Origin of the sequence: Streptomyces sp. NPDC087420, assembly GCF_044744165.1 — a bacterium.
GTDB lineage: Bacteria > Actinomycetota > Actinomycetes > Streptomycetales > Streptomycetaceae > Streptomyces.
Map to the genome: position 1 here is coordinate 245,357 of NZ_JBIUXU010000009.1, position 15,078 is coordinate 260,434.

A 15,078-nucleotide genomic window follows, 5' to 3' on the forward strand; every position below is an offset into this window, starting at 1 on the left:
TTGAGGCATAACGGCCGCGTCACGGGCCGGTTCTCCCTTGGGAACAGGGGAGGACCGGCCCCTTCCGTACGCGCGTCCGAGTGATACAAAGAAGCCCCGCTCGACTGAAGTGACGATGCGGAATCCATACCCGAACCGCTCCGTTCCGAGGGACCAGCCATCGGAACAGCGGGGGAGACCGGTCGGGCAGTGGGCCGTATACAGGGGACACAGGGGGAACGTGCTGATGACTCAGCCACCCGGGCAGCAGCCGCCATCGCAGGAGCCGTCGCAGGAGCCGTCGCAGGAGCCGTCTCCGCAGGCGTCGCAACCGCCTTCGCAGCCGCCGCAGATGCCGGCCGCGCCGCCCACGCCGCCCCCGGGACAGCCCGGTTACGGTCAGCCCGGTCAGCCCGGTCAGCCCGGCCCGTACGGTCAGCCGCCCGCCGGTCCGCCCGTGTACGGCTACCCGCAGGCGCCCCCCGGCCAGCCCGGTTACGGCTACCCCCAGGCCCCCGGCCAGCAGCCGGGCCCGTACGCGCAACAGCCCGGCCCCTACGGCCAGCAGCCGGGGCCGTACGGTCAGCAGCCCGGCCCGTACGCCCAACAGCCCGGCCCCTACGGCTACCCTCCCCAGCAGTTCCCCGGCGCCCCCACCCCGCCCCCCGGCGGCGGCGGGCGGAACCCCTTCAAGGGCAAGCCCGCCCTCGTCATCGCGGCGGCCGCCGCAGCGCTCCTGGTCGTCGGCGGCGGTACGTACGCCGTCCTCAGCGGCGACGACGACGGCAAGAAGCCGGTCGCCGACACGAGCCAGGACCCCAGGCCGACGGGCAGTTCGTCGGCGGACGTCGACCAGGGCGACGGCACCGGCGGCGGGCGCGAGAACGACGACGACCTCAACGCCGGGCGCGAGGACGGCGAGTCCAAGGTGCTCTTCCTCCAGACCAACGACGTGGACCTGCCGCGCGACGGCGCCGACGTCTACGGCCCGTGGTTCGCCGGCGACACCGTCGTCAAGGCCATGTACAGGCAGGTCGTGGGGTATTCGGCCACCGACGGCAAGAAGAAGTGGACGCTCGACCTGCCCGCCGAGCTGTGCGCCGCGCCGACCGCGCCCTCGGCCGACGGCAAGATCGTCATCGGGTACATGAACGGCACCAGCGACAAGAGCGACTGCAACCAGCTCCAGGTCGTCGACCTCGCCACCGGCAAGGGCGGCTGGAAGCAGGAGATCAAGGAGATCGGTCTCTTCGACATCCTGAGCGACGTGAACCTGACGATCAGCGGCGGCACCGTCACCGCCGCCAGGACCGCGGGCGCCCAGGCCTACCGGATGACCGACGGCAAGCAGCTGTTCGAGAAGTCGACCGGCACCTGCAAGCCGTTCGCCTTCGCCGGCGGCCCCAAGCTGATCGCGGCCGAGAGCTGCCCGACGGGCGACTTCGAGACCTCGCACCATCAGCTGGAGGAGCTGGACCCCGTCACCGGCAAGGCCAAGTGGACGTACAAGCTGGCCAAGAACTGGGAGGTCGACAAGGTCTACTCGGTCGACCCGCTGGTGATCTCCACGCGCGAGAAGGACAAGGACTCGTCCTGGAACGTCCTGGCGCTCAACGCCAACGGCACGCTCCGCTCCTCGCTCGCCGGCGGCAAGGACTCGTTCGCGCCCAACTGCGGCGGCGGGTTTGTCATCTTCGGACGGAACCTGGAGGGCTGCACCGGCCTCGCCGCCGACGCGAAGACCTTCTACATGGCGACGGCGCCCGCGAAGGGCAGTACGTCCCGTACGAACGAGGTCGTCGCCTTCGACCTCAACACCGGTAAGCCCACGTGGCGTTCGAAGGCGCCCGGCGACCGCATGATCACGCCGCTGCGGATGGAGGGCGGCAAGGTGGTGGTGTACGTGGAGCCGACGTACGACAAGGCGGGCGCGGTCGCGACCATCGCCCCGACCGGCGGTGTGCCGACGGTGGTTCAGCGGCATCCCGCATCCACGGCCGAGATCGAGGACTCGTTCTACCAGCCGACCCTGGCCTGGGCGGGCGGGCGTTTCTACGTCGTGGGTGGCCGCGTCAGCGCGAGCAACGACGCGGCGGAGCTGAAGGAGAAGACGATGATGGCCTTCGGCAACTGACCGCGGCCGTCGACGTCTTGAGCCCCGCTCCCGCCGCTCCCCACGCTCCTCTCTTCTCCCCGTCTTCCGAGCCTTCCGAGCCTTCCGAGCCTTCCTCCGAGGTACGTACGCCATGACACAGCCGCCGCCCCCGCCGCCCAACGAGCCCCCGCAGGGAGGGTTCGGCGCCCCGCAGGACCCGCCGCCCGGCGGCTTCGGCGCCCCGACGCCGCCCCCGCAGTACGGCTACCCGCCACAGAACCCGCAGTACGGCTACCCGCCGCAGGGCCAGCAGCCCGGATACGGCTACCCCGCCCAGCAGCCTCCGTACGGCTATCCGACCCAGCCGCAGCCCCAGCCGCAACCGCAGTCCCCGTACCCCCCACCCCCACAGGGCCGCAAGAAGCTCTCCACCCAGGCGCAGATCATCATCGCCGCGACCGTCGCGGTCGTCCTGATCGTCGCCGGCGGGATCTACGTCGCCAACTCCGGCGGCGACAGCCCGAAGGACGACGCCAAGAACACCACGTCCGGAGCCGACGGCGGCAAGGACGGCAAGGACGGCCAGAAGGACGGCCAGAAGGACGGCGAGGACACCGACAACGGCATCGGAGGCGGCGGCAAGGAGAAGGCCCCCGCCGACGTCAAGTCCACGATGGCCTTCAAGCTGGCGACACCCAAGGTCACCGACATCACGAACGTCTCCGGCTCCTGGCTCACCGACACCGCCTTCGTGAAGACCGGCGTCAACGAGATCGTCGGGTACGACCCCGCCAAGGGCACCCAGCTGTGGAGCATCCCCCTCCCCGGCCAGCTCTGCGCCGCCACGGACCACGTCAAGGGCAACCTCACCGCCATCGCCTTCGAGGCCGCCGAGCGGACCGACAAGACGGACTACCAGCCGTGCACGGAGATCGGCGCGATCGACCTCGCGGCGGGCAAGCTGGTGTGGCGCAAGAGCGTCACAGGCCCCAACGCGGGAGACGCCAAGCTCAAGTTCGAGGAGATCACCATCGGCGCCGGTACGGTGGCGCTCGGCGGTACGGACGGCGGCGCCGCGCTCGACCTCGCCACCGGCGCCCTCCGCTGGAAGCCCCAGGCGAGCGCGGAGAACTGCGCCGACATGGGGTACGGCGGCGGCGCCGGGCTCGTCGTGGCCCGCAAGTGCGGTACGTACGAGGACCCCCAGGTCAGCATCGACACCCTGAACCCGGTGACGGGCGCCCCGCTCTCCTCGTACAAGATGCCGCCCGGTGTCGCGTACGCGAGCGTCATCTCCACGAAGCCGCTCGTCGTCGCCGCCGACGTCGGTGACACCGCGGGCGACGGCAGCGGCATCTCGGACTTCTTCTCCCTCGACGAGAAGACGGGCGCGCTGCGGGCCAAGATCCCGGCCGACGCCGACACGTACGCGGCGGACTGCGCGACCACCGAGGTCGAGTCCTGCCGGGACGTCGTCGTCGGCAACGACCGCCTGTACCTGCCCACCGAGGAGCACGACGGCTCCGGGGACTACGGGCAGACCAACGAGATCGTCTCCTTCGACCTCGCCACGGGTAAGACGACCAGCGACCGCGCGGACGCGGGCGACCGCTACACGATCACGCCGCTGCGCATGGACGGCGGCAACCTGATCGCGTACAAGTGGCCCCCGTACGACAAGGGCGGCCAGATCGTCTCCATCGACGGGTCCACCTTCAAGCAGACCGTCCTGATGGAGAATCCGTCCGACAAGGCGGTACGGGAGGCGGAGACCAGCTTCACCAAGGGGTACTCGGAGATGCACTTCGCCGGGGGCCGGCTCTTCCTCGCGGACGCGATGCTGAGCAAGCCCTCGACGCTGAACCTGACGTCGTACCTCGCGGTGTCGTTCACGACGGGCTAGGGCGTGTCGTCGTTCATGACGGGCTAGGGCCTGTCGTCGTTCATGACGGAATAGCGTCACTTCGGGACACGACCTGCCCCCACTCGTCCTGAATGGCGGGGAATTCCGCAATCCGGGGGGCTTCTGGCCGGTAGGGGGCGCGCGATCTCGAACAAGCGTGTAGCTTGCCGGGTCAGGAGCCCGGGGGGACCAGGCTCCAGCGCGATGGGGGTTGGCTCGATGGGCGTGCGGCTCATGGTGGTCGATGATCACCGACTGCTCGCCGAGGCGCTCGCCTCGGCCCTGAAACTGCGCGGGCACCGGGTGCTCGCGGCGGCCGCCCCCACCGCGGGGGTCGCCGAGCTGGTGGTGAGCAGGGCGCCGGAAGTGTGCCTGATGGGTACGGCGACGCCGGCGGAGCCCGGGGTCTTCGACCCGATCGTACGGATCAAGCGCGAGCGGCCGCAGGTGGCCGTGGTGGTGCTGGGGCCGGTTCCCAGCCCCCGCGGCATCGCCGCCGCGTTCGCCGCCGGGGCGTCCGGTTACGTGCGCCACGACGAGCGGATCGAAGGCGTCGAGCGCGCCATGGTCAAGGCACGCGCGGGCGAGGCGGCGGTGGCGCCGATGCTGCTCCAGGGCGCGTTCACGGAGCTGCTGAACCCGGCGGCGCAGCCCGACGACGAGGGCCAGCGGCTGCTGCGGATGCTCACGCCGCGCGAGGTCGAGGTGCTGGTACGGGTCGCCGAGGGCGAGGACACCCGGCTGATCGCGGCGGGCATGAACATCGCGCCCAGTACGGCCAGGACCCATGTGCAGCGGGTGCTGATGAAGCTCGGGGTGGGCTCACGGCTGGAGGCGGCGGCGCTGGCGGCGCGTACGGGGCTGCTGGACCGGGCGGTGGTGAACGGGCCCGTCACCGGGGGGCCCCTCACCGGGGGCCCCGTCACCGGGCCGGACCTCCGCGACGAACGTTTCGGCGACGAGCGCTTCGACGATCGCGCGTGAGGTCCGGCCCGGCCACGGGGACCTCACTCCGCGGGCGGCGGCCCTGACTCCTCCGCCGGCGCGGTCGGGCGCAGTTTGAGCCAGATCAGGAAGAAGAGGCCGAGCGCCAGCATGCCTATGCCCGTCCACAGGTTGATGTTGATGCCCTGTGCCTTCTTCAGGTCGGCGTCGGACGCGGTGATCCCGGCGATCGTCACGATGATCCCGTAGACCACGAAGAGTCCGCCGATGATGCGTCGTACGTCGAAGAGCCGTGCCGCGGTGGCGGACTTGGTCTCCAGTTCCTCGACATCGTTCCGGTAGTCGCTCATGTTGTTGTGTTCCTTGTCGACCGGTCGGGATCAGAGAGAGAACGGGACGTAGCAGACGGCGGCGAGAATGAGCGCGCCCCAGCCCAGCAGGGCCGGCCTGCGGTACCACGCGTCGTCGCCCTCGGCGGCGGCCTCGTCCATGCCGGGCGACCGGGTGCCGTACACCAGGCCGTCGAGTTTCTCGGCGGGCTTGGGCTTGGTGACGTACGAGACGACCACCATCACCACGGCGCCGACCACAAACGCGACGATGGACGAGACGAAGTTCGCGCCCTGGTCGCTGGGGATGGAGATGACCCCGCCCTTGTACAGCCAGAAGTAGTTCACCATCGCGGCGACCGTGCCGGAGAGCAGGCCCCAGAAACCGGCGGCCGGGGTGGTCCGCTTCCAGAACATCCCGATGATGAAGACCACGAAGAGCGGGACGTTGAAGAAGGAGAACAGCGTCTGGAGGTAGTTCATGATGTTGCTGAAGCTGGAGGCGATGAACGCCGTACCCATGCCGATCAGCACGCCGACGGCCGTGACGATCCGCCCGGTCTTCAGGTAGTACGCGTCCTCGCGGTCCTTCTTGAGGTACGCGCCCCAGATGTCGTTCGTGAACACGGTGTTGAACGAGGACACGTTCGCCGCCATACCCGCCATGAAGGCGGCCAGCAGGCCGGTCACGGCGATGCCCAGCACGCCGTTGGGCAGCAGGTCGCGCATGAGGACCGGTATCGCGTCGTTGTACTGGAGGCCGCTGCCCGCCTTGCCGAGCGTGGGCTCCATGACCAGCGCGATGAGACCGGGCACGATCACGACCAGCGGGATGAAGATCTTCGGGAACGCGGCGATGAGCGGGGTGCGCTTGGCGGCGGAGAGGTTCTTCGCGGACAGCGCGCGCTGCACCTCGGCGAAGTTGGTGGTCCAGTAGCCGAAGCTCATGACAAAGCCGAGGCCGAGGACGATGGTCAGCCAGTTCGCGCCGAGCGGGTTGGGCGAGCCGACGCCCGTGCCCTGCCAGGCGGTGAGGAAGGCGCCGCCCTTCGAGTCCGTCAGCGAGTCGGTCAGGCCGCCCCAGCCGCCGACCCGCTTGAGGCCGACGACGGTCAGCGGGATCAGCGCGGCGAGGATGACGAAGAACTGGAGCACCTCGTTGTAGATCGCCGAGGAGAGGCCGCCGATGGTGATGTACACGAGGACGAAGAGGCCCGCGACGACGATCGCGACCCACTGAGGCCAGCCCAGCAGCGCCTCCAGCACGATCGCCATCGCGTAGAGGTTGACGCCCGCGATCAGTACGGCGGACACCGCGAAGATGATCGAGGAGAGCAGGTGGGAGGAGGGTCCGAAGCGGTGGAGCAGGAACTCCGGTACGGAGCGGACCTTCGAGCCGTAGTAGAAGGGCATCATCACCAGGCCGAGGAAGACCATGGCGGGGATGGCGCCGATCCAGTACCAGTGCACGGTGTAGACGCCGTACTGCGCGCCGTTGGCCGCCATGCCGAGGATCTCGGTGGCGCCGAGGTTGGCGGAGACGAAGGCGAGTCCCGTCACCCAGGCCGGCAGCGAACGGCCGGAGAGGAAGAAGTCGAGGCTGGTCTTCACGCTGGCCCGGGCGGCGAACCCGATGCCGAGGACCACGATGAAGTAGATCGCCAGGATGGTGTAGTCGAGCCCGTTCGTCGGGAGACGGAGCCCTTCGGCCAGGTAAGGCATGGGGTACTCGCTTCGTCGCAAGTTCGATCGTGATCGATCTTGGTTGATATGTGCGGCTTTGGTGGTACGGAGTTTGTCGATGGGGTAGCGGAAGTTGATCGGTGCCGTCGTCACGTGTGCCCCGCACGCAAACATTGACGCATCTGTTTGCTTGTGGTTTCTTGTGTGCGATTCTGTTTGAGTTGAGATGCTCTATACGTGTGGGCCGGGCCTGGAGGCGACGGAATGAAGAAGACGGTGACGCGGCTCGCCGACGGCCGGGAGCTGATCTACTACGACTCCGACTCCGACTCCGACTCCGGGGGCGGGGGCGGGGACGGGGACGGGGACGGGGACGGAGAGGGTGGCGGCGCGGCGCGCGAGGCCGTGGACCGCCGGCCCCTCGGCCCGGTCGCGACCTCCTCCGAGATCCGCCGCGACCCGCTGCTCGGCGACGCGGTCGCCATCGCCTCGCACCGCCAGAGCCGTACGTACCACCCGCCCGCCGACGAGTGCCCGCTCTGCCCCTCCAGGGACGGCAGGCTCAGTGAGATCCCGGACTCGTCGTACGAAGTGGTCGTCTTCGAGAACCGCTTCCCCTCCCTCGCCGGGGACTCGGGCCGCTGCGAAGTCGTCTGCTTCACCTCCGACCACGACGCCTCGTTCGCGGACATCGGCGAGGAACAGGCCGCGCTGGTCCTGGCGGCGTGGACCGACCGCACCGCCGACCTGGCCCGGCTGCCCCAGGTGGAACAGGTCTTCGCGTTCGAGAACCGCGGCGAGGAGATCGGGGTGACGCTCGGCCACCCGCACGGGCAGATCTACGCGTACCCCTTCGTCACCCCGCGCACCGACCTGATGCTGCGCTCGGCCCGTACGCACCGGGCGGAGACCGGCCGCAACCTCTTCGACGACGTCGTCGCGCGCGAACGCGCCGAGGGCACCCGGGTGGTGCTGGAGGGCGAGCACTGGGTGGCGTTCGTGCCGTACGCCGCGCACTGGCCGTACGAGATCCACCTCTACCCCAAGCACCGCGTCCCCGACCTGCGGTCCCTGGACGACGCGGCCCGCACAGAGTTCCCACAGATCTATCTGGAACTCTTGAAGCGCTTCGACCGGATCTTCGGGGAGGGCGAACCGCCGACCCCGTACATCGCGGCCTGGCACCAGGCGCCCTTCCGGGCCGCGGGGCGGGACGACTTCGCCCTGCACCTGGAGCTTTTCACCGTGCGGCGTACGTCCGGCAAGCTGAAGTTCCTCGCGGGCTCCGAGTCCGGCATGAGCGTGTTCATCAACGACGTGCCGCCGGAGACCGCGGCCGGGCGATTGCGAGAGGTAGCGAGCAAGTGAGCAAGAAGTACCTGGTCACAGGTGGCGCGGGCTATGTCGGCGGGGTGGTGGCGACCCACCTGCTGGAGGCCGGCCACGAGGTGACCGTCCTCGACGACCTCTCCACCGGATTCCGTGAAGCCGTCCCGGCGGGCGCGGAGTTCATCGAGGGCCGCGTCCACGACGCCGCCGAATGGCTGGACTCCTCGTACGACGGCGTCCTGCACTTCGCGGCGTCCTCGCAGGTCGCCGAGTCGGTGGCGAAGCCCGAGAAGTACTGGGAGAACAACGTCGGCGGCTCCCTGGCGCTGCTCGGCGCGATGCGCGCCGCCGGGGTGCGCACGCTGGTCTTCTCGTCCACGGCGGCGACGTACGGCGAACCGGTCTCCACGCCCATCACGGAGACCGACCCGACCGCGCCGACCAATCCGTACGGCGCGACGAAGCTCGCCGTCGACCACATGATCGCGGGGGAGTGCGCGGCGCACGGGCTCGCGGCGGTGTCGCTGCGGTACTTCAACGTGGCGGGCGCGTACGGGAGCGCGGGGGAGCGGCACGACCCCGAGTCGCACCTCATCCCGCTGGTGCTCCAAGTCGCCGCCGGAAAGCGGGAGTTCATCTCCGTCTACGGCGAGGACTACCCGACGCCGGACGGCACGTGCGTGCGCGACTACATCCATGTCGCGGACCTCGCCGACGCGCATCTGGGCGCGCTGGAGGCGGCGGTGAAGGGCGAGCACCTGGTGTGCAACCTCGGCAACGGCAGCGGGTTCTCGGTGCGTGAGGTCATCGAGACGGTACGGAAGGTGACGGGCCACCCGGTCCCGGAAGTTCTGGCAGGGCGCCGCGACGGGGACCCGGCGGTGCTCGTCGCGTCCGCCGAGACCGCGCGCACGCGGCTGGGCTGGACCCCGACCCGCTCGGACCTGGGCGGCATCGTGGCGGACGCGTGGGCGTTCGCACGGCGTGAGGAGACGCGGGAGTGAGCGTGACGGAGAACAGTGCGGGCGGCGGGGATACGGGCGAGGGGAGTACGGGCGGCGGGAGTACGGGGCACCGGGGCGTGGCCGAGCAGTTCCGCGCCCTGTACGGGGCCGCGCCCGACGGGGTCTGGGCGGCGCCCGGGCGGGTCAACCTGATCGGTGAGTACACCGACTTCAACGACGGCTTCGTCATGCCGCTCGCGCTGCCGCACACCACGGTCGCCGCGGTCTCCCGCCGTACGGACGGAGTGCTGCGCCTCCACTCCGCCGACGTCTCCCAGGGCGTCGTGCAACTCGCCGTCGACGCCCTCGAACCCCTCTCGGACACCGGCTGGGCCGCGTACCCGGCCGGGGTCGTCTGGGCGCTGCGCGCCGCGGGGCACCCCGTCACCGGCGCCGACATCCATCTCACCTCGACCGTGCCGACCGGCGCGGGGCTCTCCTCCTCGGCCGCCCTGGAGGTCGTCACCGCGCTCGCCCTCAACGACCTGTTCGGACTGGGCCTGTCCGGCGGCGAGTTGGCGGTGCTCGCGCAGCGCGCCGAGAACGACTTCGTCGGTGTCCCGTGCGGAATCATGGACCAGACGGCGTCGGCGTGCTGCACCGAGGGCCACGCCCTCTACCTGGACACCCGCGACCTGACGCAGCGTCAGGTGCCGTTCGACCTGGCGGCGCAGGGGCTGCGGCTGCTGGTCGTCGACACGCGCGTGAAGCACGCGCTGGGCGACGGCGCGTACGCGGAACGCCGCGCGGGCTGCGAGGCGGGCGCGCGGGCGCTCGGCGTACCGGCGCTGCGGGACGTCCCGTTCGGCGGACTCCCCGCCGCCCTTGACCGGTTGGCGGACGAGGGCGAGAACGTCCGCCGGTACGTACGCCACGTCGTGAGCGACGACCACCGCGTCGAGCGGGTCATCGCGCTCCTGGACGCGGGTGACGTCCGCGCGGTGGGCCCGGTCCTGGTGGAGGGCCACGCCTCGCTCCGCGACGACCTGCGGGTCTCCTGCCCGGAGCTGGACCTGGTGGTGGGCAGCGCGGTGGCGGCGGGCGCGCTGGGGGCCCGGATGACCGGCGGCGGCTTCGGCGGCTCGGCGATCGTGCTGGTGGAGGAGGCGGACACGGACGGGGTCACGGCGGCGGTGGAGAAGGCGTTCGCGGCGGCGGGGTTCACCGCGCCGCGCGTCTTCACGGCGGTGCCGTCGGAGGGCGCGCGGCGGCTGAACTGACCGGGCGGTGCCGGGGCCGTCACCGCCCGAAGCGGCGCAGGAAACGTCCCCGGCCTTCCTGATCCTGCTGACCGTCCTCCGAAGCACCCGCCCCGCTCAGCGACTTGACGAGGATGTACTCCGTCACCCCCGGCGGGTAGTCCGTCACCTCGCCCGCCACCTCGTACCCCTGTTTCCGGTAGAAGCCGGGCGCTTGGAAGTCCCACGTCTCCAACCGCGCCCGCGCGCAGTCGCGTTCGTCCCTCGCCACCCGTTCCGCCTCCCCCAGGAGGCGGGTGCCGAGGGCGGCGCCGCGGTGGCTCGGGTCCACCCAGAGGAGGTCCACATGCAGCCAGCGGGCCCAGGTGCGGCCGACCAGCCCGCCGGCCAGCGCGCCCGTCGCCTCCTCCAGCAGCCACACCTGGAGCGGTTCCTCCCGGCCCAGCGGACTGTCCCGCAGCGTGCGCATCACGGGTGAGCGCTCCACGTTGGTCTCCCGCAGTCGTTCGCCGAGCTCAGTACGTCGTTCTTTGTCGACTTCTGTCTCAATACGAAACATGAAGCCCACCTTAAACACCCCGGTCAACCAGTTCTGCGAATTTCCTTCCGCTCACGGCCCACAGCCGTACGCTGATGCACAGCACCGGTGGGGGCCGGTGCTGATGCAGGGGTGGAGCAAGTCGGGTACGACGCCCGGGGTGGGGTGCGCGGTCAGCAGCACGGCGGCGGCCGTGCCCTCGACGCGACCCCGTTCGCCGGGCGCCGTACCCGCGACGTCCGCTCCCCGCCTTCTGGGGGTGTCCATTGGTACGTATCAGGGTTCTGGTGGTGGACGATCACCGCATCTTCGCCGAGTCACTCGCCGCCGCGCTCGCGGCCGAGCCGGACGTGGACGTCGCGGCGGCCGGCAGCGCCCCCGCGGCGCTGCGCTGTCTCGACCGCGCGGCGGCCGAGGGACGCCGGTTCGATGTGATGCTCGTCGATGCCGACCTGGGCACGATCGCGGGACCGGTTCAGGTGCCGGTCGCGCGCGCCGTGCCCGACAACGGCGGTGCGGTACTGGTCGACGGGCTCTCGCTCGTCGCCGGTGTCCGTTCCGCCCAGCCGTCCGTCCGGGCGGTCGTGCTCGCCGAGAAGGACGACCAGCGCCGCGCGGCGCTGGCGCTCCAGGCGGGCGCGTCCGGCTGGGTCGCGAAGGACTGTTCACTGCAACGGCTGCTCGCGGTGATACGAGGCGTCCTGCGCGACGAGACGCATCTGCCGCCGGCTCTGCTCACCGGCGTTCTGCGGGAGTTGACGGCCGCGCGCAAGCACCGCACGGAGAGCGAGCGGCTCGTCGAGTCGCTCACTCCGCGCGAGCGCGAGGTGCTGCGGTGCATGGTCGCGGGGCTGGGACGCAAGGCCGTCGCCGAGCGTCTCTTCCTCTCCCCGCACACCGTGCGCACGCACATGCAGAACGTGCTGGGCAAGCTGGGTGTGCATTCCACGCTGGCCGCCGTCGCCCTGGCCCGCCGCGCCGGGGTCGGTCCGGCGGATCTAGCCGGGGATGTTGTCGAAAGGGGCGGTCAGCTGGCGTAGCAGCCCGGCCAGCTCCCCGCGCTGCGCGCGGGAGAGCTCCGCGAGGATCGCGCGCTCCTGGGCCAGCAGCCCGGCGAGCGCCTGATCCGCGCGATCTTGGCCCTCGACGGTGAGCCGGACCAGGACGCCCCGCCGGTCGGTCGGGTCCGGCAGCCGCTCGACCAGGCCCTTCTTGGCCAGCCTGTCGATGCGGTTGGTCATCGTGCCCGAGGTGACGAGCGTCTGGGTCAGCAACTGGCCCGGCGAGAGCTGGTACGGGTCTCCCGCGCGCCGCAGTGACGTCAGTACGTCGAATTCCCACGGCTCCAGCTGGTGCTCGGCGAAGGCGAGCCGGCGCGCGCGGTCGAGGTGACGGGCCAGCCGGGAGACGCGGCTGAGCACCTCCAGCGGTTCCACGTCCAGGTCAGGACGCTCCCGCCGCCATGCCGCCACCAGTCGGTCGACCTCATCCTCCATGGCGATCAGTGTAGAGGGTCCCTCGACGTGAAGTCTCTTGACGTCAAGATATATCCGGTGCAGGCTGGGTGGTGAAGGTGGTCGCGAATGCCTGGCGTCGGGCTCCGCGCTGCCCGCAGCCGTTCCCCGCCCTCGTTCCCCGACCCCCAAGGAACTCGACCATGCCCCCCGCCACCCCCGCGACCCCCTCCGCCCCGACCTGGGACCCGCGCCAGTACCTGCGCCACGCGGGCCACCGCACCCGGCCCTTCCTGGACCTGCTGGCCCGCATCCCCGAGCCGCCGGCCGGCGACGGCCCCCTCACCATCGCGGACATCGGCTGCGGCCCCGGCAATGTCACGGCGCTGCTCGCCGACCGCTGGCCGACCGCCCTGATCACCGGGTTCGACACCTCCGCCGAGATGCTGGAGCTGGCCACGGAGCGGCACGCGGGCCCCACCGCGGGCGGCGGCCGGATGGACTTCGTCGCCGGGGACGCCACCACGTGGACGCCGGACCCGGCCCGCCCGTACGACCTGATCGTCTCGAACGCCGCGCTCCAGTGGGTCCCGGGCCATCCCGGCTTCTTCCCCGCCTGGCTCGACGGCCTCGCGCCCGGCGGCACCTTCGCGTTCCAGGTCCCGAAGAACTTCGACGCCCCCAGCCACGTCCTGCTCGCCGAACTGTGCGACAGCCCCGCCTGGCGCGACCGCCTGGCGGGCCGGGCCCGCCGCGACGCCCGCGTCCTGGAGCCGGCCGACTACCTGACGCTCCTGGAGGACCTCGGCTGCGAGGCGGACGTCTGGGACACCACGTACCTCCAGCTCCTCCCCGGCGAGGACGCGGTCCTGGACTGGGTGAAGGGCACGGCCCTGCGCCCGGTACTCACCGCGCTGGGGGACGACCAGCAGGCGATCGACAGGTTCACCACGCAATACCGCGACGCCCTACGGGAGGCGTATCCGGCGGGCCCGCACGGCACGGTCTTCCCGTTCCGCCGCGTCTTCGCGGTGGCCCGCAAGCCGGTCGCTCAGCCAGGTCTTCGTCTTCCGGCCTCGTCCCGCGGAACTGGATCTTGATCATGGCGAACGGTCCGGCCGGCGGCCGAACCGGGCATAAGAGCTGACGCGAAAGACGCGGCCGAAGAGGGAACCCCACAGTTGGCGCAAGAGATCGCGGGGTTCATGGCGATGCCCCGCCTGGCTTCGGCAGCTGCCTGCTCCGCTGCGCCGATCCACCAGCGGTAACCGGGGGTAGCCTGGACGTGTGTGGAATTGGCGCGCCGAATGGGACCGCCTTCTGACCCGGCGATGGGGCCGTGGGATGGCGGTAGTGCGTTTGCGGTGGTGGCCCTGATCAGTGTGGCGGATTTCTTGTCCCCGACCACCACGCACTTGGGTCCGTTGCTGGCTCTCGGCCCCGCCTTGGCCGCCGCGTTCGCCGGGCCGCGCCTCACCGCCCTCGTCGGAGTGGTGGCCCTGGGCGCCCAGGAACTCGTCGATGGACTCGACCGCAGGCTGGGCACGACAAACCACTTGGCGCAGCTGATCACCCTGGCCATACTTTCCGCTCTGATGGTCGCCACCAGTTATGTACGCGAACGGCGCGCCCAGCAGCTCACCCGGACGCAGTCGGTGGCCGAGGCGGCGCAACGAGTCCTGCTGCGGCCTCCGCCACACCGGATCGGACCATTGCGGATCGCCTGCCTGTATCTGGCCGCCGAGAATGAGGCCCAGATCGGAGGCGACCTCTTCGCCGCCGCGCGCGGCGCCGACCCCTGCACCCGGGTGGTCGTCGGCGATGTCCGGGGCAAGGGACTGGCTTCCATCGGCGAGGCGTCGGTCGTGCTGGGAGCCTTCCGCGAGGGCGCACAGCGCTGCTCCAACCTGCCCGAACTCGCCACGACTCTGGAAGAGAGCGTCTACCGGGACATTGAGGAAGTCGCCGATGTCGAAGCCGATATCGGTGAGCACTTCATCACCGCGCTCGTGCTGGAGATCCCCGATCAGGAGCCCTTCGCCGAGATGATCAACTGCGGCCACCCGCCGCCCCTGCTGATACACCGCAGTCACGTCGGAGCCATCGACCCCGGCAATTCCACACCGCCCCTGGGTGTGTCGGGCATACCCCTTGCCGGCCGGCGTATGGACACCTTCGCGTTCGAGGCTGGTGACATCATGCTGCTCTACACCGATGGCGCCATCGAAGCCCGTTCGCCGAGCGGAGAGTTCTACCCTCTCGCCGAACGCCTGCGCTCATTCGCCGGGGCCACGCCCGAGGTACTGCTCCGGGAGATCCACCGCGACCTGGTCAAGCATGTGGGAGAGGAACCGGGCGACGATGTCGCCCTCCTGGCCATCGAACGGCTCCCGGCCCGTCATGAGCAACAGCCACGCCCCATGGCCGCCCCCTCCGGCGCCTCTCCCGGCTCCGACGCGGGAGTTCGCTGACAGACCTGGCCGGGATGGGTGTCAGATGTTGATGACGCCGACGACCGGCACCCTCAGCACGGCGCCACTTCATCGCGTTGCGTGCCTCGCCCTCGTCGTCCGCGCCGGTGCCGGCCGGCGCACCCGACCCGCCCGCGTCCATCGTGGCC

At 70.6% G+C, this 15,078-nt stretch carries 12 protein-coding genes and 1 pseudogene; 9 read left to right on the forward strand and 4 right to left on the reverse strand.

Translation table 11 applies throughout. The features are described from left to right. Positions 1-226: 226 nt before the first annotated feature. The 3 genes from ACIO1C_RS20640 (at position 227) to ACIO1C_RS20650 (ending at position 4,961) form a co-directional block, all read left to right on the forward strand. Positions 227-2,113, forward strand: a complete 1,887-nt coding sequence (locus ACIO1C_RS20640; protein WP_401865577.1) for a PQQ-binding-like beta-propeller repeat protein — start codon at positions 227-229, stop codon at positions 2,111-2,113. 112 nt (positions 2,114-2,225) lie between these two features. Then, complete coding sequence (locus ACIO1C_RS20645; protein WP_401865579.1) at positions 2,226-3,977, forward strand: PQQ-binding-like beta-propeller repeat protein; 1,752 nt, start codon at positions 2,226-2,228, stop codon at positions 3,975-3,977. 219 nt (positions 3,978-4,196) lie between these two features. Next, complete coding sequence (locus ACIO1C_RS20650; protein ID WP_401865581.1) at positions 4,197-4,961, forward strand: LuxR C-terminal-related transcriptional regulator; 765 nt, start codon at positions 4,197-4,199, stop codon at positions 4,959-4,961. A gap of 23 nt (positions 4,962-4,984) precedes the next feature. On the opposite strand, the gene ACIO1C_RS20655 is transcribed toward ACIO1C_RS20650, so the two are convergent. Both ACIO1C_RS20655 and ACIO1C_RS20660 read right to left on the reverse strand, forming a co-directional pair. Further along, complete coding sequence (locus tag ACIO1C_RS20655; protein WP_401865583.1) at positions 4,985-5,272, reverse strand: hypothetical protein; 288 nt, start codon at positions 5,270-5,272, stop codon at positions 4,985-4,987. 30 nt (positions 5,273-5,302) lie between these two features. Next, positions 5,303-6,973: a sodium:solute symporter family protein gene (locus ACIO1C_RS20660; protein WP_327236243.1), complete on the reverse strand. Its 1,671-nt coding sequence runs from the start codon at positions 6,971-6,973 to the stop codon at positions 5,303-5,305. Positions 6,974-7,198: 225 nt separating this feature from the next. On the opposite strand from ACIO1C_RS20660, the gene galT reads away from it, so the two are divergent. The 3 genes from galT to galK all read left to right on the forward strand — a co-directional run bounded on the left by galT (position 7,199) and on the right by galK (position 10,487). Beyond that, complete coding sequence (galT, locus tag ACIO1C_RS20665; RefSeq protein WP_401865585.1) at positions 7,199-8,302, forward strand: galactose-1-phosphate uridylyltransferase; 1,104 nt, start codon at positions 7,199-7,201, stop codon at positions 8,300-8,302. Further along, positions 8,299-9,267: a UDP-glucose 4-epimerase GalE gene (galE, locus tag ACIO1C_RS20670; protein WP_401865587.1), complete on the forward strand. Its 969-nt coding sequence runs from the start codon at positions 8,299-8,301 to the stop codon at positions 9,265-9,267. The genes galT and galE overlap by 4 nt, the downstream gene beginning before the upstream one ends. A gap of 77 nt (positions 9,268-9,344) precedes the next feature. Next, positions 9,345-10,487, forward strand: coding sequence for a galactokinase (gene galK / locus ACIO1C_RS20675; protein WP_401865815.1), 1,143 nt, complete (start codon positions 9,345-9,347; stop codon positions 10,485-10,487). A gap of 97 nt (positions 10,488-10,584) precedes the next feature. Here the strand turns inward: galK and ACIO1C_RS20680 are convergent. Then, a pseudogene (locus ACIO1C_RS20680) lies at positions 10,585-11,025 on the reverse strand (GNAT family N-acetyltransferase); the annotation flags it as partial. 245 nt (positions 11,026-11,270) lie between these two features. On the opposite strand from ACIO1C_RS20680, the gene ACIO1C_RS20685 reads away from it, so the two are divergent. Next, complete coding sequence (locus ACIO1C_RS20685; protein ID WP_161312468.1) at positions 11,271-12,044, forward strand: response regulator transcription factor; 774 nt, start codon at positions 11,271-11,273, stop codon at positions 12,042-12,044. Here ACIO1C_RS20685 and ACIO1C_RS20690 read toward each other — a convergent pair. After that, complete coding sequence (locus ACIO1C_RS20690) at positions 12,003-12,500, reverse strand: MarR family transcriptional regulator (protein WP_327236247.1); 498 nt, start codon at positions 12,498-12,500, stop codon at positions 12,003-12,005. The two genes, ACIO1C_RS20685 and ACIO1C_RS20690, sit on opposite strands and share 42 nt — an antisense overlap. Positions 12,501-12,661: 161 nt before the next feature. Here ACIO1C_RS20690 and ACIO1C_RS20695 point away from each other — a divergent pair, with 161 nt between their 5' ends. Both ACIO1C_RS20695 and ACIO1C_RS20700 read left to right on the forward strand, forming a co-directional pair. Next, entirely contained in the window at positions 12,662-13,558 is an 897-nt protein-coding gene (locus ACIO1C_RS20695) for a trans-aconitate 2-methyltransferase (RefSeq protein ID WP_401865590.1), read from the forward strand. A 264-nt stretch (positions 13,559-13,822) separates the two neighbouring features. Then, on the forward strand, positions 13,823-14,929 hold the full coding sequence (locus ACIO1C_RS20700; RefSeq protein WP_401865592.1) for a PP2C family protein-serine/threonine phosphatase: 1,107 nt from the start codon (positions 13,823-13,825) through the stop codon (positions 14,927-14,929). The last annotated feature ends 149 nt before the right edge of the window (positions 14,930-15,078 follow it).

What these genes read in the sequence shown, in the direction of transcription:
- ACIO1C_RS20640 (WP_401865577.1), top strand. Translation starts at nt 227, where the DNA reads ATGACTCAGCCACCCGGGCAGCAGCCGCCATCGCAGGAGCCGTCGCAG.
- ACIO1C_RS20645 (WP_401865579.1), top strand. Translation starts at nt 2,226, where the DNA reads ATGACACAGCCGCCGCCCCCGCCGCCCAACGAGCCCCCGCAGGGAGGG.
- ACIO1C_RS20650 (WP_401865581.1), top strand. Translation starts at nt 4,197, where the DNA reads ATGGGCGTGCGGCTCATGGTGGTCGATGATCACCGACTGCTCGCCGAG.
- ACIO1C_RS20655 (WP_401865583.1), bottom strand. Translation starts at nt 5,272, where the DNA reads ATGAGCGACTACCGGAACGATGTCGAGGAACTGGAGACCAAGTCCGCC.
- ACIO1C_RS20660 (WP_327236243.1), bottom strand. Translation starts at nt 6,973, where the DNA reads ATGCCTTACCTGGCCGAAGGGCTCCGTCTCCCGACGAACGGGCTCGAC.
- galT (WP_401865585.1), top strand. Translation starts at nt 7,199, where the DNA reads ATGAAGAAGACGGTGACGCGGCTCGCCGACGGCCGGGAGCTGATCTAC.
- ACIO1C_RS20690 (WP_327236247.1), bottom strand. Translation starts at nt 12,500, where the DNA reads ATGGAGGATGAGGTCGACCGACTGGTGGCGGCATGGCGGCGGGAGCGT.
- ACIO1C_RS20695 (WP_401865590.1), top strand. Translation starts at nt 12,662, where the DNA reads ATGCCCCCCGCCACCCCCGCGACCCCCTCCGCCCCGACCTGGGACCCG.